The 18,216-nt window shown below is 36.0% G+C and carries 17 protein-coding genes, 1 riboswitch and 1 other annotated feature; of the genes, 12 read left to right on the forward strand and 5 right to left on the reverse strand.

The genetic code is table 11. The annotated features are described in order from the left end of the window. Nucleotides 1-163: 163 nt before the first annotated feature. Entirely contained in the window at nt 164-673 is a 510-nt protein-coding gene (locus ACTYBU_RS15925) for a VOC family protein (protein ID WP_445491242.1), read from the forward strand. A 336-nt stretch (nt 674-1,009) separates the two neighbouring features. Then, entirely contained in the window at nt 1,010-1,912 is a 903-nt protein-coding gene (locus ACTYBU_RS15930; RefSeq protein WP_445491244.1) for a lysostaphin resistance A-like protein, read from the forward strand. Between the two features lie 236 nt (nt 1,913-2,148). Here the strand turns inward: ACTYBU_RS15930 and ACTYBU_RS15935 are convergent, their stop codons facing one another. The 3 genes from ACTYBU_RS15935 to ACTYBU_RS15945 all read right to left on the reverse strand — a co-directional run bounded on the left by ACTYBU_RS15935 (nt 2,149) and on the right by ACTYBU_RS15945 (nt 5,689). Continuing rightward, nucleotides 2,149-3,543 carry an L-cystine transporter gene (locus tag ACTYBU_RS15935; protein ID WP_445491245.1) on the reverse strand — a complete coding sequence of 465 codons (1,395 nt, stop codon included), beginning with the start codon at nt 3,541-3,543 and terminating at the stop codon, nt 2,149-2,151. A 188-nt stretch (nt 3,544-3,731) separates the two neighbouring features. Next, a complete protein-coding gene (gene tenA / locus ACTYBU_RS15940) occupies nt 3,732-4,406 on the reverse strand; it encodes a thiaminase II (protein WP_445491247.1) in 675 nt (224 codons plus the stop codon). Nucleotides 4,407-4,411: 5 nt separating this feature from the next. Further along, nucleotides 4,412-5,689 (reverse strand): acetylornithine deacetylase, encoded by a 1,278-nt coding sequence (locus ACTYBU_RS15945; protein ID WP_445491248.1) that lies wholly within the window; start codon nt 5,687-5,689, stop codon nt 4,412-4,414. A gap of 98 nt (nt 5,690-5,787) precedes the next feature. Further along, nucleotides 5,788-5,889: riboswitch (TPP riboswitch) on the reverse strand. A gap of 616 nt (nt 5,890-6,505) precedes the next feature. Between ACTYBU_RS15945 and ACTYBU_RS15950 the strand changes: the two genes are divergently transcribed. Continuing rightward, nucleotides 6,506-6,859: a hypothetical protein gene (locus ACTYBU_RS15950; RefSeq protein ID WP_445491250.1), complete on the forward strand. Its 354-nt coding sequence runs from the start codon at nt 6,506-6,508 to the stop codon at nt 6,857-6,859. A 192-nt stretch (nt 6,860-7,051) separates the two neighbouring features. On the opposite strand, the gene ACTYBU_RS15955 is transcribed toward ACTYBU_RS15950, so the two are convergent. Beyond that, nucleotides 7,052-7,924 (reverse strand): hypothetical protein, encoded by an 873-nt coding sequence (locus ACTYBU_RS15955; RefSeq protein ID WP_445491251.1) that lies wholly within the window; start codon nt 7,922-7,924, stop codon nt 7,052-7,054. Nucleotides 7,925-8,058: 134 nt separating this feature from the next. On the opposite strand from ACTYBU_RS15955, the gene ACTYBU_RS15960 reads away from it, so the two are divergent. The 5 genes from ACTYBU_RS15960 (at nt 8,059) to ACTYBU_RS15980 (ending at nt 13,998) form a co-directional block, all read left to right on the forward strand. Next, nucleotides 8,059-8,556, forward strand: a complete 498-nt coding sequence (locus ACTYBU_RS15960) for a GNAT family N-acetyltransferase (RefSeq protein ID WP_445491252.1) — start codon at nt 8,059-8,061, stop codon at nt 8,554-8,556. 146 nt (nt 8,557-8,702) lie between these two features. Continuing rightward, a complete protein-coding gene (locus tag ACTYBU_RS15965; protein WP_445491253.1) occupies nt 8,703-9,197 on the forward strand; it encodes a GNAT family N-acetyltransferase in 495 nt (164 codons plus the stop codon). 124 nt (nt 9,198-9,321) lie between these two features. Next, nucleotides 9,322-9,591: a binding site (T-box leader), on the forward strand. Nucleotides 9,592-9,777: 186 nt separating this feature from the next. After that, nucleotides 9,778-11,436, forward strand: a complete 1,659-nt coding sequence (gene metG / locus ACTYBU_RS15970) for a methionine--tRNA ligase (protein ID WP_445491434.1) — start codon at nt 9,778-9,780, stop codon at nt 11,434-11,436. A gap of 491 nt (nt 11,437-11,927) precedes the next feature. Then, a complete protein-coding gene (locus ACTYBU_RS15975) occupies nt 11,928-12,491 on the forward strand; it encodes a sigma-70 family RNA polymerase sigma factor (RefSeq protein WP_445491255.1) in 564 nt (187 codons plus the stop codon). Beyond that, nucleotides 12,484-13,998: a hypothetical protein gene (locus ACTYBU_RS15980; protein WP_445491256.1), complete on the forward strand. Its 1,515-nt coding sequence runs from the start codon at nt 12,484-12,486 to the stop codon at nt 13,996-13,998. Before ACTYBU_RS15975 ends, ACTYBU_RS15980 begins: the two co-directional genes overlap by 8 nt. Before the next feature lie 169 nt (nt 13,999-14,167). On the opposite strand, the gene ACTYBU_RS15985 is transcribed toward ACTYBU_RS15980, so the two are convergent. Next, nucleotides 14,168-14,617: a hypothetical protein gene (locus tag ACTYBU_RS15985; protein ID WP_445491258.1), complete on the reverse strand. Its 450-nt coding sequence runs from the start codon at nt 14,615-14,617 to the stop codon at nt 14,168-14,170. Nucleotides 14,618-14,889: 272 nt separating this feature from the next. Here ACTYBU_RS15985 and ACTYBU_RS15990 point away from each other — a divergent pair, with 272 nt between their 5' ends. From ACTYBU_RS15990 to ACTYBU_RS16005, 4 genes are all read left to right on the forward strand, one after another. Then, complete coding sequence (locus ACTYBU_RS15990) at nt 14,890-15,456, forward strand: helix-turn-helix domain-containing protein (RefSeq protein WP_445491260.1); 567 nt, start codon at nt 14,890-14,892, stop codon at nt 15,454-15,456. Nucleotides 15,457-15,479: 23 nt separating this feature from the next. Then, complete coding sequence (locus tag ACTYBU_RS15995; RefSeq protein ID WP_445491262.1) at nt 15,480-16,067, forward strand: LysE family translocator; 588 nt, start codon at nt 15,480-15,482, stop codon at nt 16,065-16,067. Nucleotides 16,068-16,125: 58 nt separating this feature from the next. After that, on the forward strand, nt 16,126-16,977 hold the full coding sequence (locus ACTYBU_RS16000; protein ID WP_445491263.1) for an MBL fold metallo-hydrolase: 852 nt from the start codon (nt 16,126-16,128) through the stop codon (nt 16,975-16,977). 445 nt (nt 16,978-17,422) lie between these two features. Then, entirely contained in the window at nt 17,423-18,172 is a 750-nt protein-coding gene (locus tag ACTYBU_RS16005; protein WP_445491265.1) for a TerC family protein, read from the forward strand. The last annotated feature ends 44 nt before the right edge of the window (nt 18,173-18,216 follow it).

The raw sequence follows: 18,216 nt of genomic DNA on the forward strand, positions 1-18,216 counted from the left end.
TCTGCGAGAATTCCGAGGGATAAATAGATAAGTTAGTTCACCTGCTAAGACCAAACACAACTGTTAAAATTGGAAGGAGTATTTATACAGCAGATAGAAATAAATGAAATAGAAGGAAGACTATAGCAAAATGGCACATAGACAAAAAAGAATGGAGGGCAATATGAATAAGATACAGAAAATCACAACGAATTTATGGTTCGATACGCAAGCCGAAGAGGCGGCTGCATTTTATGTTTCAATCTTTAACCATTCATCGATCGGAAGAATTACTCGATACGGCAAGGAAAGGCATGATGTCCGAAGGATGTCTGAAGGGACGGCGATGACAGTCGAATTCCAATTGGAGGGACGAAAATTTGTTGCGTTAAATGGTGGTCCACAGTTCAAATTTACTGAAGCCATATCCTTTATTGTTCATTGTGAATCACAGGAGGAAATTGATTATTATTGGGAAAATCTTTCAGAGGGAGGCGATGAAAAAGCGCAAGCATGTGGATGGCTGAAAGATAAGTACGGCGTATCATGGCAAATCATTCCGGATGAACTAACCAGCATGATAAGTAATCCTAATCCTGAAAAATCCGAAAGGGCCATGAAAGCGTTGCTTCAAATGAAGAAAAAAATTGATTTGCATGTTTTAAAACAAGCTTTTGAAGGATCGGATTATTGAAGATGTTGACAATTGATTTCAGGGTTTTTGTCAATCGCTGACATTGTATCATTTTCCTTATTCCTCCTAAATCGACCTGTTTTTACTATTTAGAATCATTTATACTATAAAGTGAACCTTCCGGGGTTTTGTTCCTCCCCCACTGATGGTTAGTTGAATTTATCGGATCTTTACGGGCGAGTTTCAACACCTAGCTTCCTCGATTCCTCAGCATCCCCGAGGTGGGGGTTTTACTGCCCGTTAAGTGTGGGATAAAGGGATATCTTCTTATCATTCAACTAAGTGGAATTAGTTTGTAGTAGACAAATAAATGCTTTAGGCAACAGGGGGAGAAGTATGTTTGAAAATAGCGAAGGCGGAGTCAGATCCGGTTGGATTATTTTATTAGCAATTGCTGCAATGGTTTTTGTTCAGTCTATTTGTTCCATTCCTGGCTATATTCTAGCCTTTATAATGGAAGCTCCAAACAATCTGGATGTTCAGAATACGGCGGATATTATGGCTTTATTAGATGTTCATCCATGGCTCTCGTTAATAGCACAAGGCGGTGGAGCAGCAGGGAGTATAATCATTACTTTCATTTTATGGCGTTTTGTTAATAAAAAGAAGATAAAGGAACTTGGTTTCAATAGATGGAATAAAGATTTAGGAGCAGGATTGTTGCTTGGCATGGCATCTATTATCATCATTTTTGTTGTATTGCTTGTAACGAATAATATTAAATTAATTCATTCGATCACAAAGCCTGCTTTTACTTCCTATACTGTTTCTTTTCTGCTTGTATTTATTTTAGTTGGTTTTTTTGAAGAGATATTTTTTCGAGGATATGTTATGTCAACGATGGAAAACAGAGGAAATCCTAAATGGCTGATTTACGTTGTTTCCGCTATTTTATTTAGTGTCATGCATGTCACCAATCCAAATGTAGGCATTTTTGGGCTTATTAATATTATGCTTGTAGGATTTTTATTTGCTTATATGTATGATGCTACAAAAAGTCTGTGGCTGTCCATCGGCTATCATATCACATGGAACTATTTCCAAGGAAATGTGTTTGGTTTTCCTGTAAGCGGAACAACACCACATGGAATATATGAGGTCGATGTTACAGAAGGAAGCGATTTTCTAACCGGAGGCACCTTTGGATTAGAAGGAGGCTTTCTTGCGACATTACTTATCTTTGTTGGTTTTATGGTGATAAAACTATATACGAAGAAGAGAGATACAATGAGAGCATAGGGGAGTAAAAGAAAATGATAGTAAAAGCAGTCTCCTAAAAACGTATAAACAATGCTGGCAGCGCATTCACGGCCAATATCATCGCAGCCAAATCAATCAACAACTAAGAGCAGACGGTTTTGAACCAGTGAATATTGATTATATTACTTTTAAGAGAGAGTAAAAATGAAAGAGTATAGCTGCGTGATTATAAATAAAACCAGACAACGATCCATTCATTGTCTGGTTAAATAATATTAAGATGCCTTATTTTCAGATGAAAGATCTTCATCTGAATTATAGGTGTCTGTGTCTAACTCCCCAAGGATTTTACTTGTGACAACTCCTGAAACCATGGATCCACTAACGTTTAATGCTGTACGTCCCATGTCAATTAATGGTTCTACTGAGATTAATAGTCCTGCTAATGCAACAGGTAAATTTAATGTAGAAAGGACGATTAATGTTGCAAAAGTAGCTCCTCCTCCTACACCAGCAACTCCAAAAGAGCTGATCATGACCACAATAATTAATGTGGCAATAAAGGATGGAGATAAAGGATCGATTCCAGCTGTCGGAGCAATCATAACAGCTACCATTGCTGGGTAAATGCCAGCGCAGCCGTTTTGACCGATTGATACACCAAAGGATGCAGCGAAGTTGGCAACGGACTCGGAAACGCCTAATTTTGATTTTTGTGCGTCAATATTTAGTGGCATCGTTCCTGCACTTGTACGAGAAGTGAAGGCAAATGTTAATACTGGAAGCACTTTTTTAACATATTTTTTCGGACTTAAACCTAAAACAGCTAAAATGATCAAATGAACAATAAACATCGCTATTAATGCTATGTAGGAAGCCATAACGAATTTACCTAATTTTAGGATTGCATCCAAGTTGCTGCCAGCAACTGTTTTTGCCATTAAAGCAAGAATTCCATATGGAGTAAGGCGCAATACAAGAGTTACAATACGCATAATTACTGTATAGACTGCTTCGACCATCTTTTGGAAAAATGCTGCCTGTTCGGGATTTTTTCTTCTGATGCCAAGCAAGGCAACTCCGATGAATGCTGCGAAAATAACAACAGCAATGGTGGATGTTGGTCTAGCTCCTGTTAAGTCCAGGAATGGATTTGCTGGAAGAAAACCAAGTACTTTTTGTGGAATGGTCGTACTTTGGACTTGTCCTAAGCTTTCTTCCAATTGCTGTCCGCGAAGTGCCTCCGCGTCGCCGGAATTTATATCAATGGCTTTTAAATCAAAGCCAATAGAAGATGCTATCCCAATCCCAGCAGCAATTGCTGTCGTGATTAAAAGGGTTCCAATAACGAGGCCGCTGATTTTTCCTAAGTTGTTAGATTTCTTTAATCTTGTAAAAGCAGAGATGATGGAAATAAATACAAGCGGCATAACAATCATTTGCAATAGCTTCACATAGCCGTTTCCTATTAATCCGAACCAGTCATTCGATATAGTAATGACCTCCGAAGTTGGCTCGTAAAACAATTGTAGAATGACTCCGAATAAGATTCCTAGTCCAAGTCCTGTAAAAACGCGTTTGGAGAAGGATACGTGTTTCTTTTGCATGAAGTATAAAATACTTAGCAAAGCTAATAAAATAATAATGTTTAAAATAGATAAAAAGTTCAAAGATATTTCCTCCTGTTATACATAGGTGCAATTCCGATCGGTTAAATCAGGATTTTGATTCCTAAAAAACAATAACATGTTTATTATTATATGTAAATGATTAATGTAGAAAATGTTGTAAAAAAAGACAGGCAACACAAAAAGACATTTGTCCAATTGTGTTGCCTGTCCTTTTTTTAAGATCAAATTTACTCATCCATTGGCCACATCGCACTATTATATGCCATATCCCAAAACATATATTCAAAGCGTGTTGTATTGATGAAAATTTCTTCTAGTTTCTTTAATTCCGCTTCTGGTTTGCCAGCTGTTAAGTCATCACATAAATTAATGCACCAGGTTGCAAGCTCGCCGAATTCCTTTGAACTGTACATGGAAATCCATTCTCCGAAAAGTTCATCCTCGATTGCACCAGGTTTTTGACTTAACTCTTTGCCAATTTCCCAATAGCTCCACATGCACGGTAAAAGGGCTGCGACAAGCTCTGCTATCGTGCCGTTTTGGGCAACATGCAGCATGTAATGTGTGTAAGCTAGCGTTGTTGGAGATGGCTCGGCATTTTCCAATTCTTCTTCACTAATTCCGAACTTTTTTGCATATTGACGATGTAGGGCCATTTCTTCATTTAACGTAGAATGAAGAAGCGCCGCAAATTTTCCCATTGTTTCCAGATCGGTTGCTTTTACTGCACCTAATGCGAACAGTTTCGCGTAATCAATTAAATAAATATAATCTTGAATCATATAGAAGCGAAATTTTTCTTTGTCTAAGGTGCCGTCGCCCATTCCTTGTACAAATGGATGGGCATGGTTTTTACGCCATAAGGGCTGAATATTTTCATATAATCGTTCACTAAACTTCATGTATTTCACTCCTTATCTGTATGCAGCCAATTGTAAATAAACTGAATCATCACTTTTGTATACTGAACGAGTGTATCAATAGATAATTGTTCATTAACTGCGTGGGCATTTTGCAAATCCCCTGGTCCGTATATCGCTGCTGGAATGTTTGCATCGGCGAGCCAACCGCCGTCTGTTACGCTTGGTGATACATCCATGATGGCTTGTTTTTGAAAAATATGTTCATGGGACTGGGCAAGCAGCTGTACGCCGGCATGGTTTGTATCCACTTCTAATGAAGGGAAAATCTCTCCGCGGTCTTCAATCATCGACGTTCCGCCCCATTCAAAGGTTGGCGGATTTTCTTTTAGCCATGGATCGGCTTTGGCAACCTGTAAAATATGTTCTTCAATCTCTTTTGCCACTTGTTCATACGATTCATTTGGATAATAATGAACCGTAATCCATAAACGACACTCATCTGCGATAAACGCAGCATGTCTTCCACCTTCAATCACAGCTGGGTTAATTGTATTCGTCCCTGGCAAAAAACCTGGGTAGCTTTTGGTGACAGCCCAATGGCGCTCTAATTCTTGCAACCCTTGAATGACTTTTGCCATTTTTTCAATCGCACTCGCGGCAAACAATCCGCCGCCAGCATGAATCATGCTGCGGCGCGTTCCGTCATGGTGCGTTTTTTTACTTTTAATCGTAATCCAGCCAGTAATAACACCGCCCTGCCCTTGAATATGCAAGTCGCTAGTATCCATCACAACGGCAAAATCCGCAGTATACCCGCGCTTGCAGCATTGAAGGGTTCCAGCTTCCCCAACTTCTTCTCCGACAACGGATTGGAAAATTAAATCTCCAGGAAAGTTTACACCTGCTTCTGTAAAAAGCTGCATCGCAAACAATGCGCCGGCTAAACCGCCTTTCATGTCCGCAACGCCTCTCCCGATAATGACATTGTTTTTTACAATGGGGGTGAATGGATCAGCTTCCCACTGCTCATTTTCGTTTACTTCTGCCACATCCATATGGCCGTTAAGTATTAAGCTTTTATAATTGGAAGAGTCCGTTCCTTTTAATACACCCACGACGATTGGGTCATTCGGATACAAATCCCATTTATCAATCGAAAATCCGACATTTTCTAGTAAACTCGCAACATAGTCCTGAGCATCCTTTGTATTTCTTGCAGGAGGCGCTGGTGTTTTATACGAGACGAGCGTTTTTAACAATTCAACTAATTCTTCTTTTCGATCATCCACTTGATTTACAAGCAATTGTACGATTTCTGCCATTCTATCCTCTCCTTTTACGCAAAAAACACTTCCTTTCGTACGAAAAGAAGTGTTTGAATCATAATAATAAACTGTCCGTGTAAACAAACGGACAAAATCCTATTACAATACCTCTTTCCTCCGCTAGAATTATCTAGATCAGGTTATAAGGGTTAAGACAACAGTCTCTCTCAGCTTAAAAAGCACCCCTAGTGGTATTTCTCTATTAAGTTATAAGTATATTGGTTAATCTCTATTAGTTTTATCATAGTAAATCTGTTTATTCAACTGAATTATTTTGAAGGAGATGAGCTTCAGTACCTTGATACATGCTGAATGGGCTAAAAGAGCTGGTATAAAATACGAGGTCACTGAAAAAGTGAATGGTATAAAATATAGGTAGGTAGTGACAATCCAAGCAACGCAGAGGTTTTCGGTCGTTTTTCAGAGGATTACCACACGCTTTCCACGGGGCTACGCCTGAGCCGCTTCGTTGCTACGCTCCTGCTTTCTTCTCGCCTGTCTCGCTAATCTAAGCAGGAGTCGTGTGGACGCCTCTCCTAACCAACATGATGGTCGTTTTCAAACTCCTTATACCATTTTTATTCTACTAAATTTAAGCGTTTTACCGATAATTTATCCAATAAAACACATTTTCAGTGACCTCTAAAATACATGGAGTTCTTTGAGCATACCATATTTTTAAACGGGGCAGCATTGTAGATAATATGAAAAACTTACACATCTATGTCGTTATCCCATAAATTAAAAATGGGGTGATGTATATGTTATTACGATGCAATAAATATTTCCGACCATCTTGTTTGCCAGCTCTGAATGAAAGGATTTGAAAATTTTGAGGTATTCGCCCCTTTTTATGATAAAACGTATAAGCAGATTTTGCTTCCTGCCGAATGGACCGCAACTCCTGAAGACACGCTGCTCAACTATTTCAGCCTGTTGCGTGAAGCTTATTATATGGAAGGAAGAAGCTGCGGATCTATTGGGCAAGGGCAATATCCCTTTCCGCTAGCATACAATTTTTTATCACAAGAATATCAAAACAGAGTACATGAAGACTATATTCGTTCTTTTGCTGGGATAGGGCATACCAGTTTAATTAAGCTTTGTAGAGTGCCAGATGAAAAAGGATTTATACGGTTCTTTTACCCCACACTTAACGGGCAGTAAAACTCCCACCTCGGGGATGCTGAGAAATCGAGGAAGCTAGGTGGGGGATAACTGCCCGTAAAGATCCGAGGGAGGTACACAAACTAAGGTCGCCACTTCCTTATGTATTCGTTTGTGTGATCCACATCCTGTGGACCTCAAGCTTTCCATCAGTGGGGGATGAACAAAACCCCCACTGATGGAACGTTCACTTTATAGCTTACTTGTATAATCTTTCTTCCAGGATGCAGCCATGCTATACAAACCGAAAATGGCCAGAATCGATCCTAACAAAAACGAACACCATGGATACAAAAGAGGATAAAAGTAGGTAGTATAATAGGTTGATACGTTAGATTTATATCCTAGAATAGTTGGTGTAGTGAAGGAAGCGTTAATAAATGTTGTTCGATACGGCTGCTGTTTTCTCTCTTTATTATCAAATGTTTCTTTTTTTATTTGTCCATTGTTATCAATCCAGAGAAATCTCCATGTATTTTTTTCTGTCTGAAACTCATCACCAAATCGTTGAATGATTAAAAGAGATTCACTATTCTTTATCTTATCTTTTACTAATATCAATCCTAAGGAACTAAAGTATCGTTCATTTTCAATGTTATTAGGACGGATTTCTACCGGTGTGTGATTAGTAAAATCTTTGTTATTTATTAAAATATGAACTGGAGATAAAGCTTTTTCCGGGAGTGCTTGTTTCCTTAAAGGATTCTCCACTGAAAATGTATCCTTCAGCTGAATAATATTCTCTTCATACTGGAGTGATTGCTTAAAAAAACCGATATTCCTTATTTTTTTCATGTGCATATCCAGTAATTTTAAGCTAGGAATCGTTGTTTTATCTGGCTGCTCACCAAGTGTTTGTATATAAGCTTTTCCTATTGATTCAATCCCAAAGTCTCCGTTGTCTTCGATAAAATAGCTGCTATTATCAAAAACAACATTCGATGTCATATACTGCTTATCAATTGTTTGGTAGTAGTATTCATCTTGAAGCATTAAAATGATGACAGGAGCTGATAAAATCAAGAGAATCATACCTATGATAAGAGGAAGTTTTCCTTTTTTCAAAAATTCACCTTCTTTTTTAAAGTAAAGTTTTTTATAGTGAATAACAATACATGGAAATTATAACGGAGACTTTACCATAAGACCAATGAAAGATTCATATAAGGTATTTTTCAAGGAAGAAATGGAGGAATATCATGAATATTGCTATTTTAGAGGCAAAAGATGCTGAGATTTATAGAATGATTCGACTCGAAGCGTTAAAGACGAATCCTGAAGCATTTGGCTCCAGTTATGAAGAGGAAAGCAAGTATTCTCTAGAAAAATTTGAAACGAGATTAATCGGAGGGCAAGCCTATACATTGGGAGCATATGAAAAGGCTCAATTGTTGGGTGTCGTGACTTTAGTATTGGAACAGAAAAATAAGCTAAAGCACAGAGCAGCGATTAATGCAATGTATGTCTCTCTACCAAAACGAGGCAGCGGAATAGCAAGGAAGTTAATGGAAGCAGCTATAAGTAAAGCAAAACAGCTAGGTGGAATTGAACAAATTTACCTAACAGTAGTTTCCGGTAATGAACCAGCAAAAAAACTATATAATTCGTTGGGGTTTGAAACATTTGGGATCGATAAAAAGGCTTTAAAAATTGGTCATGAATATTTTGATGAGGAACTGATGGTACTGTTTGTTTAGTTAGATTTGTTATTTTTTCCAAGAAGGTTTTTGCTTCTTATGTAACCGATGAAGAATAGAGGGAAATAATATAAGCAGCTTATACTTTAGTATATTATTAAATGGAACCATTAAAATTAGAAAACATGTATAGGTGGTGTGAATTTATGGGAAATAGTCCAGTAGTGCTAGAATACGCAAATAATTATCAAGCTCAAGTTGTCGATTTAATTCTTCAAATTCAGCAGCAGGAATACAATATTCAAATAACCAAGGAGGACCAGCCTGATTTATCTGCTATAAAGGATTTTTATCAGACTGGAAACGGTAACTTTTGGGTAGCTCGTTATAACGATAAAATAGTTGGTACAATCAGCCTTTTAGACATAGGGAATCAAGAAGTTGATTTAAGAAAGATGTTCGTAGATAAAGAGTACCGTGGAAAAAAATATAAAACAGCAGCACTTTTATTAAATAATGCAATAAAATGGGCGAAAGAAAAGTCCATTAAATCCATATACCTTGGAACAACAACGCAATTTTTAGCTGCTCATCGATTTTATGAAAAAAATGGATTTGAAAATATAAGCATGGAAGAGCTGCCTGAAAATTTTCCAGTGATGCAGGTTGATAAAAAGTTTTATAAGTATAGGGTTGATTAAGATTTAACGGAGAGCAAGATGCATTTTGGCACCTTTAGAGTAGTAAAGTATACTGCTGTTTTTTTCTGGAATTTTCAGTTGACTTTAGCAAGGGGATTGAATAAAATATTGTTAAATTTATCAAAAAAAGGCAAAGAAGAGAAAAAGTAAAATGAAATCGTTTTTTACAGAGAGCTTCGGCAGCTGAAAAGAAGCAAAAACACTCATTTGAACAATGGTCTCTGAGCTTCGCACTGAACATACTTCATTTATTAGTAGGCTGCGACGAGTTTTGGGCACTCGTTATCAAAACCACAGTATAAGAGCGGTATATTGCTCCGTACTTGCTGAGACTAATTTGTGTGAGCAATTGGTGAATTAAGGTGGAACCACGAGTATAAACCTCGTCCTTATCTATTTTTTAGATAAGGGCGGGGTTTTTTGTTTTTTTATCCCACGCTTAACGGGCAGTAAAACCCCCACCTCGGGGATGCTGAGAAATCGAGGAAGCGAGGTGTTGAAACTCGCCCGTAAAGATCGATAAGTTCAACTAACCATCAGTGGGGATGAACAAAACCCCCACTGATGGAAGGTTCACTTTATAACAAAAGAGGAGGAATGCAAGATGAATATTTTTATTGGAGGAGCTTGGCCATATGCAAATGGATCTTTGCATCTTGGCCACATTGCAAGCCTGCTTCCTGGTGATATTTTGGCTCGTTATTATCGGCAAAAGGGTGATGATGTTTTATATGTGTCGGGAAGTGATTGTAACGGCACACCTATTGCAATTAGAGCAAAACAAGAAAGTGTATCTTCAAAAGATATAGCAGACCGTTATCATAAGGAATTTGCTGATACCTTTAAGAAGCTAGGATTCTCATTTGATTATTATACTCGTACAGATACAGAACATCACCATAAAATTGTGCAGCAAATATTCTTGGATCTTTTGAACAATGGATACATTTACAAGAAAGAAATAGAGCAAACATTTTGTGCGTCATGTAATCAATTTCTCCCTGATAGGTATGTAGAAGGACTTTGTCCTAATTGTGGTCAATCATCCCGTGGAGATCAATGTGATCATTGTTCCTCCATATTAGATCCGATCGATTTACTAGAAAAAAAATGCAAGTTATGTGGCGATGCCCCATCTGTAAAGAGTACTGAACACTTTTATTTTTCCTTGCATATGTTTCAAAAACGTCTTCAACACTTTGTCAATCAAGCTAAAATAAATGCTGCTTGGCGTGATAATGCAATCCAATTGACGGAAAGGTATATCAAGGAAGGACTAATGGACAGAGCAGTTTCAAGAGACATAGACTTAGGAATAAGCATTCCAGTAAAAGGATATGAAAAGAAAAAGATTTATGTCTGGATTGAAGCTGTTTCCGGATATTACTCTGCAAGTAAACTGTGGTCGATAAAGTCAGGTAAAGATGATACAGATTTTTGGAAGAAAGATGTATCTGCGTATTATGTTCATGGGAAGGATAACATTCCTTTTCATAGTATCATTTGGCCGGCTATCTTAATGGGAATTCAAAATGAAGCATTGCCAAATCATATTGTTTCCAATGAATACCTAACACTTGAGAAGAAAAAGATATCGACCAGCCGCAATTGGGCTGTTTGGGCACCAGATATAGTAGAAAACTATCATCCAGATTCTGTTCGTTATTTTTTGACGATCAACGCTCCTGAACATCGAGATACAGATTTTTCCTGGAGAGAATTCATTTATAGCCATAATGCGGAATTGCTTGGTGGGTATGGAAACCTAGTGAATAGAACTTTAAAATTTATTAATAAATATTATGATGGAAAAATACCACAAGCATCTATTGAACCTATTATCCGAACTAAAATTCAAAATGTGTATAAAACGGTTGGCAAACTAATTGAAGACAGTCAATTTAAGTGCGCGTTAGAGGGGATTTTCGAACTTGTCAGGTTCACCAATAAATATTTTGATGAACAAAAACCGTGGAAGCAAGTAGAAGAAGACAAAATCGGCTGTAATCACACTATTTATAATTGTTGCATCGTTATTGTTAATTTAGCTCAGTTGTTATCACCGTTTTTACCATTTTCAAGTAATGAAGTAAATAAGATGTTAGGAAGAAAAAAATGCTCCTGGAAATTTATTGATTCACTCCCTAAAGAGATTGAGAATGTAAAACCATTATTTGAACGAATTGAGATTAAAAAAATAGAAGAAGAATTAGAGAAATTAAATAATAAAGCAAAATAAGTTAGTTTATCCCACTCTTAACGGGCAGTAAGACCCCCATCTCAAGATGCTGAGAAATCGAGGAAGGTAGGTGTTGAAACTAGCCCGTAAAGGTCCGAGGGAGGTACATAAACGAAGGTCGCCACTCCTGTGGCAACGTTTATGTGATCCACATCCTGTGGACCTCAAGCTTTCCATCAGTGGGGGATGAAGATAACCCCCACTGATGGAAGGTTCACTTTATATGGAGGTTGCAAAAAGGTGCTTATGCTAAAGAGGGAAGATCAAGCTGCAATTTTGGCAGCTTGATTAAATTGAACGGTTTGTAAGTAAATCAAATTGTAAGGCTATTACCTACTTATTAATTCTACAAATTAATCTCAATATCTATCATTCTATTATGCAATGCATCCATTCCGCTTAAGTAAATCCTCAAAAAAATTTCCTCTTTCGAAAAATTTTTGAATCCATATTGATAATAGCATAGTCTACAGAATGAGAGGGGAATGAAAATGAATGTGTCATTAAAAGATCAGACTGTAGAGTCAATAAAAAACAATTGGAGTAAAAAAGAAAAATTAGATTGGCTGATGGACCATTATGGTGACCAGATTATTCGATTTGCTTATACATATGTTCGTTCTGAACAAGCTGCAGAGGATATTGCGCAGGATGTTTTTTTAAAGTGTTATGAAAAAATGGATTCTTTTCGAGGGGATTCTTCTTACAAAACATGGCTATATAAAATCGCCGTAAATAAATGCAAGGACTATTTGAAATCCTGGTCTTATAAAAATATCATTTTTAGTGAATTAATAGTTTTCTTTCAGAAATCGACCGTTCCCTCAGCTGATACCGAATTCTTTTTAAACAAAGAGAAAGAGGAAATATCTAAAAAGGTGCTTTCTCTTCCAGTAAAGTATCGTGAAATCATTATTCTTTTCTATTATGAACACATGTCGATAGTGGAAATTTCCACCTTGCTAGCTTTAAACCATAATACGGTAAAAACAAGGTTTACTAGGGCCAAAAAGATGTTGGGAAAGAAGCTGAAAAGGAGTGATTGTAATGAATAAAAAGCTGGGAAAACTAGATAATACAATGAACCAAACGATTCTAAAAAATATAAAATTTACAGAAGAACATAAAAACGGTGTTTATAGAAGGATTGATAGGAAAGAAAAAAACAGAGAAACCGTCCTATTTAAAAAGTTATTTGTACAAGTTTTATCTGTGGCAGTTCCAGTTTGCTTTTTTTTCGTATTTCTTCATTTTAATGGGATCCATTTAAAAGCTCTTAAAGAAAACAATGAATCCACAACTCAAGTGGCAAACAACAAAAATAATAATGCGGTTTTCACACCAGAACATAATAATGAAGTATATGAAGATATGACGAAGGAACAAATTTTAACGAAACTACTTAATACAGTTGACTATTTTAAAACGGCCAAAGGAAGCTTTGAAGAGTCGCGCCAATCAAGTGGCAACAAGTGGGAGGTCCATTATCAATTACTAATGGATGGAAAAGACTCGTCTGGCTACAGTAGAGTAAGTTTTAACAATGGAGAGGATGAACAGGCTACTTACTTTTCTAAAGATAAGAAATGGAATATTGAAGAAAAAAAGAAAACATATACTGGAGGAAATTATTTTTCTCCGGAAGATTACGGAGAACCTCTAGCAATAGAAGAAGCATTTGGAAACACCACTGGGTCAGGAGCGACCACAACGATGTATAGGGGACGTCCAGCAATAGGTCGTGCGGATAGTTCTTTGTTTCCTTATGAAATTGCATCAAACTATACTCGTGATTTATCAAAATGGCAGATCGAAAAGCAAAATGAGAAATTACTTAATCACAATACACTTGTCATTAAAGGAACTTTAAGTGACTATGCAAAATCTAAATTTAAATCTAGCACTTTTCGATTTTGGGTCGATAAAGATACCGGGATACTAATGAAATACGAAACATATAACGATGAAGGAGAAATTATGAACTACCTGCACACAAAGGAGTTGCAAATTAACGTTCCGATGAACAGGAAGGATATGCAGCCAAACTTGGATGGCTATAAATCGTTAAATAAAACAGTTAAGAAAGAAATAGATCCTCGTGAGGAGGAAATAGTAGATGTAGCGGGTACTAAAAGTGCCTCTGAGATAAAAGGCGTTTTTCAATTAATGAAAAAAGATATGCCGTTTCTTTATGAATTTAACCATCCCGATTTAAAGTTGGTTTCAGCAAGCTATGAATCTTTTAGAGAGTTTAAGATTGGCTATTTATTTTATATTTTAGATCCCGAAAAAGACAACAACTCCCAACTTTTGTGTGTAAGAGTTCATCACAAGGATTCCTATGTAAGAAAAATAGGAGATTTTGAAAGGGCTGGAAAAGTGAAAATACAGCCTTTTAAACGGAACGGCATTGCTTGGAAAGGAACGATACTAGAGGATACAAGCATTAAGTCTGTCCATTTCATTGGGGAAAAGGGTGATTATGTTTATGATGTGGTCAGTCAAGATATAACTCCCGAACAAACAAAGGGATTTTTAGATCATTTCCAACCGATACAATAAATTTTTTCGTAGTAGGAATAAGAAATGACTTTGAAATAGACAGTTCTTGAAAAAAAGATTAGAGCAGCGTTTTATGGCGTTGCTCTTTTAGTTTTGAAAAAAAGATCAATCAAATGGAAATCTACATTTTAGAGTAAGAGGGATATTAGAAAAAAGAATTGTTTTATCATTATGTTTTCTTCTTTAATAAGGAATAAACGAAAATGACACCTGCATTTAAAATAACAAAGGTATTACCATTGAGGAATAAGGTATTTGTATACTGATTGAGCCATGGATAGCGATAGATTCTGGAGGACTCTTGTCCGGGAGGTCCCCCTAAATGGTCGATCAAATTTACTGTATACTGATATTCCAGTAAACAGCACAGCAGTAGAACAAACAGAGATCCGAGGCTTATGATTTTCCAAGTACCAGGCTGCAATTGAATGGTTCTTAGACTTTTCCATATATAATGAGCGAATAGTATAAAAATAATAACAGCAAGCAAAACAAAAATAAGGCCCAAGTTGCCATTGCCAGATGTAACCTCTGGGCTGGTCGTAAACAAGGCTACTAAATACAGAAAAACAATGCATAAAAGCAGCCATGCTATTGTGCGAAGGGAAAATAATTTCATGTTTTACTCTCCTCATCCCATTTTAATAGAGTTTCTGCTGGTTAAAGGTAATCTTTTTTGAACAAAAAATAAATATATGACGATATTTTTGTATTTATTTTCTATTTTAGCAGTGTTGCCAAAAAATGTTTAGATTTTTTTGTGAAAATATAGAAGGCCCACTTAAAGGAAAAGTCCATTAGTTTAGCTTGCACATCTCTTTGAAACCTAATTTGCAAAATTGTTTTATATATGATAAAGTTTGTTTAATATATAAAACATGATTAGGGAGGATGATTTCTATCGAAGAATCTATTCATATTCGCATAGGCAATAATATTGAAAATATACGGAAAAAAAGAGGGATCAGTTTAGATAAACTGGCTGAATTAACAGGTGTCAGCAAAGCAATGCTATATCGAATTGAACAAGGAACCTCTCAGCCAACGGTTACAATTGTTTGGAAGATTGCTTCAGGATTAAATATATCTTTTTCTTCGCTTTTAAAAGAGAGTGAAACTAAAATATCGATCGTTCAGAAAAAGGAAGCTGATATAACAGAAGATAATGGGAAATGTCTCGTTTATTTATTATTTCCATTTGACCCGCAAACCCAAATGGAAATTTTTACAGTTACTTTAAAAGCAACTGGCAATTATATTTCTGAGTCACATAATAATGGGGTTCTAGAATATATTACAGTCGTTTCAGGGGAATTGAAATTAAAGATTAAGGATACTTTTTATTGCTTAAAATCTGGTGAAGCAATAAAGTTTGAAGGCAATGTTACACACCAATACATAAACGAAACAAATGAGGATGTTGTTTTTCAAGTGGTAATGCATTATCCAGAAACGTAAACATCAACTAATAGGAGGAAAGCATGTCTATCATTTCATTTTTATTATTTGTTTTTGTTACTAGTTTTACGCCAGGTCCGAATACGTTAATGGCTATGTTATTTGCAAACAAGTATGGTTTAAAGAGAACCACTAAATTTTGTCTTGGAGTTGGAACGGGTTTCTTTTTGATCATGATATTAAGCATTTACCTTAATGTTTTACTAAAAAGCATTCTGCCGAAGATTGAACTACTTATGACGATTCTTGGTGTCATGTATATGTTATATCTTGCATTTAAAATTATGACAGCGAAAAATGTTGAAAAAGATACAGAAGAACAGAAAGATTATAACAACTTTTTATCGGGCATGCTATTGCAATTCATCAACCCGAAAGGAATTCTATTCGCTTTATCTGTCGTTTCAACGTTTATTCTACCGTATCATCCTTCCCATTTGGCATTATCTTTCTATTCTTTATTTCTGGCTCTTATTGGTTTTATTAGTACGTTTTGTTGGAGTCTATTTGGTTCTCTTTTTCAAAAGTATTTATCTGCTTTTCGAAAACAATTCAACATCATTATGGGGTCTTTGCTGATCGTTAGTGTACTTTCTATTCTTCTAGAATAGGAAGTATTCTTATTTCACAGAAAGTTATATACTTTTAATAAAAAGAGGTGGATTGTGAATGCAAACAGTTGAAAAAATAGGGGAAAGATTTTGGTACATGTCTCCAGTGTCTGAAACGGATCGTCCTATTTTAGGAATGGTTGTAGGGCAGGATAAGACATTAATGATTGATGCAGGCAACTCAGAAGAACATGCATACTATTTTTTAGATGAACTTTCCAAAAGGCAAATAACAAAACCAGACTTCGTTGCTCTAACACATTGGCATTGGGATCATATCTTTGGTCTTTCAGCGTTGCCGGATGCAGTTGCTATTTCGTCTTCGAAAACAAAAGTGGAAATGCAAAAGCTGCTTCCGCTTGTATGGTCTGATGAAGAATTAGATAAGAGGGTGGAGGAAGGGACTGAAATAGAATTTTGTGCCTCCGCTATAAAAAAAGAGTTTCACTCCCATCGTAATGTTAAAATTGTATTGCCACAACTAACCTTTGAAAAGAAAATAGAAATAGATCTTGGCGGGGAAACCTGTGTATTGCAGCATGTCGGTGGAGATCATGCTTCTGATTCTGTGGTGGTGTATATAAAAGAAGAAAAAATATTATTTTTAGGAGATTGTATTTATGCAAATATTTATGCTGCTAAAAGACATCATACAAGCAAGGAAGTACTAAGACTATTAGAACAATTAGAAAAATTCGATGCAAATACATATATTCTTTCACATTGGCGCCCAATTACGAAAGAAGAATTTCAAGAGGAAGCAACGCTCCTTCGATCTATTGCTGTTTACACAGATTCTTTTCAAGGAGACAGAGACAAAATTAAAGAAGCCTATGAGAAACAAGTACAAAGAGATTTAGTAGAAGATGAACGGGAAGTGATTGAATATTTTATCAATGCTTACCAATAAGGAGGATCACTCCAGTGCTTTAAAACGTAATGGGCACTTGAAATGTATTAGCACCTTTTTATGTTCATCTTATTTCTAAACTGCTTATTATTATGAAGAATGGTTATAATAGCATCCGAAATGAATTTAAATATGAAAAAGAAAAAAGGGAAAAACAATATAGGATATATCTTTTCTTATTTATTATTTATTATTTATTCATAATAAATGTAAGTCAGAAAATTAAAGATATTGCTTTGCTTTAATAATAGCAAGGCAGTTGTCTTATTATTAACTAACATAAAAGAATAGCTGAATAAGGAAGAAGGGACAAAGAGACAATAATAATTAAGAAAAAGGAACCTTTATAATTACAGAAATTGCGGTATGGTGCAAATCGTTAGTAATTGTATGTAAGCATACTTTATACTGAGGTTTATGAAGTTATTTATTTAGGGAGGATAAAATGGAACTATCTTTATTATTAGAGTATGGCTGGGTTTTAATTATTTTGATTATTTTAGAAGGTTTATTATCTGCTGATAATGCTTTGGTTTTAGCAATTATGGCAAAGCATCTACCAGAAGAACAGCAAAAAAAGGCGATTAATATCGGATTACTATTTGCTTTTATCTTTAGAATTGGCGCAATCTTTATTATTTCGTACCTTTTTCATGTTTGGCAAGTTCAAGCGATTGGTGCTGCTTATTTAATTTTCATCGCATTAAAACATTTACTAAAAAAGGATCACGGAGAAAAAGAGAAACAAGGGAAAAGCTATCATATGACTGTTGCACAAATTGCATTAGCAGATATCGCGTTCGCTGTTGATTCTATTTTGGCAGCAGTAGCACTTGTTATTGCCTTGCCAGATACCCCAATGGGTGAAATTGGAGGCATGGATGGCGCTCAATTTATTGTTATTTTATTAGGAGCCATTGCAGGTTTAATTGTTATTCGCTTTGCAGCAGGATTTTTTGTTAAGATATTAACAGAACGACCTAGTCTTGAAACAGCTGCGATGCTGCTCGTTGGTTGGGTTGGGGTTAAATTATTAATGCATACTCTTGCACATCCGTCCTTGCACATTATTTCTCACGAGTTTGTTGAAGGACCTATTTGGAATACCATCTTTTGGTCCATTATGCTTCTTATTGCTTTGGGTGGATGGTTTTTATCTAAAGGAAAAACAGAAAAAAACAGGGAAGCGAAATGAATATATATGTCATTAAAAAAATGATTTTATAAAAAGTTAAGTAG

It is taken from the genome of Niallia sp. 03133 (assembly GCF_052663225.1).

What these genes read in the sequence shown, in the direction of transcription:
- ACTYBU_RS15925 (WP_445491242.1), top strand. Translation starts at nt 164, where the DNA reads ATGAATAAGATACAGAAAATCACAACGAATTTATGGTTCGATACGCAA.
- tenA (WP_445491247.1), bottom strand. Translation starts at nt 4,406, where the DNA reads ATGAAGTTTAGTGAACGATTATATGAAAATATTCAGCCCTTATGGCGT.
- ACTYBU_RS15930 (WP_445491244.1), top strand. Translation starts at nt 1,010, where the DNA reads ATGTTTGAAAATAGCGAAGGCGGAGTCAGATCCGGTTGGATTATTTTA.
- ACTYBU_RS15945 (WP_445491248.1), bottom strand. Translation starts at nt 5,689, where the DNA reads ATGGCAGAAATCGTACAATTGCTTGTAAATCAAGTGGATGATCGAAAA.
- ACTYBU_RS15975 (WP_445491255.1), top strand. Translation starts at nt 11,928, where the DNA reads ATGAATGTGTCATTAAAAGATCAGACTGTAGAGTCAATAAAAAACAAT.
- ACTYBU_RS15995 (WP_445491262.1), top strand. Translation starts at nt 15,480, where the DNA reads ATGTCTATCATTTCATTTTTATTATTTGTTTTTGTTACTAGTTTTACG.
- ACTYBU_RS15960 (WP_445491252.1), top strand. Translation starts at nt 8,059, where the DNA reads ATGAATATTGCTATTTTAGAGGCAAAAGATGCTGAGATTTATAGAATG.
- ACTYBU_RS15980 (WP_445491256.1), top strand. Translation starts at nt 12,484, where the DNA reads ATGAATAAAAAGCTGGGAAAACTAGATAATACAATGAACCAAACGATT.
- ACTYBU_RS16000 (WP_445491263.1), top strand. Translation starts at nt 16,126, where the DNA reads ATGCAAACAGTTGAAAAAATAGGGGAAAGATTTTGGTACATGTCTCCA.
- ACTYBU_RS15965 (WP_445491253.1), top strand. Translation starts at nt 8,703, where the DNA reads ATGGGAAATAGTCCAGTAGTGCTAGAATACGCAAATAATTATCAAGCT.
- ACTYBU_RS15985 (WP_445491258.1), bottom strand. Translation starts at nt 14,617, where the DNA reads ATGAAATTATTTTCCCTTCGCACAATAGCATGGCTGCTTTTATGCATT.
- ACTYBU_RS15950 (WP_445491250.1), top strand. Translation starts at nt 6,506, where the DNA reads ATGAAAGGATTTGAAAATTTTGAGGTATTCGCCCCTTTTTATGATAAA.
- ACTYBU_RS16005 (WP_445491265.1), top strand. Translation starts at nt 17,423, where the DNA reads ATGGAACTATCTTTATTATTAGAGTATGGCTGGGTTTTAATTATTTTG.
- ACTYBU_RS15990 (WP_445491260.1), top strand. Translation starts at nt 14,890, where the DNA reads ATGATTTCTATCGAAGAATCTATTCATATTCGCATAGGCAATAATATT.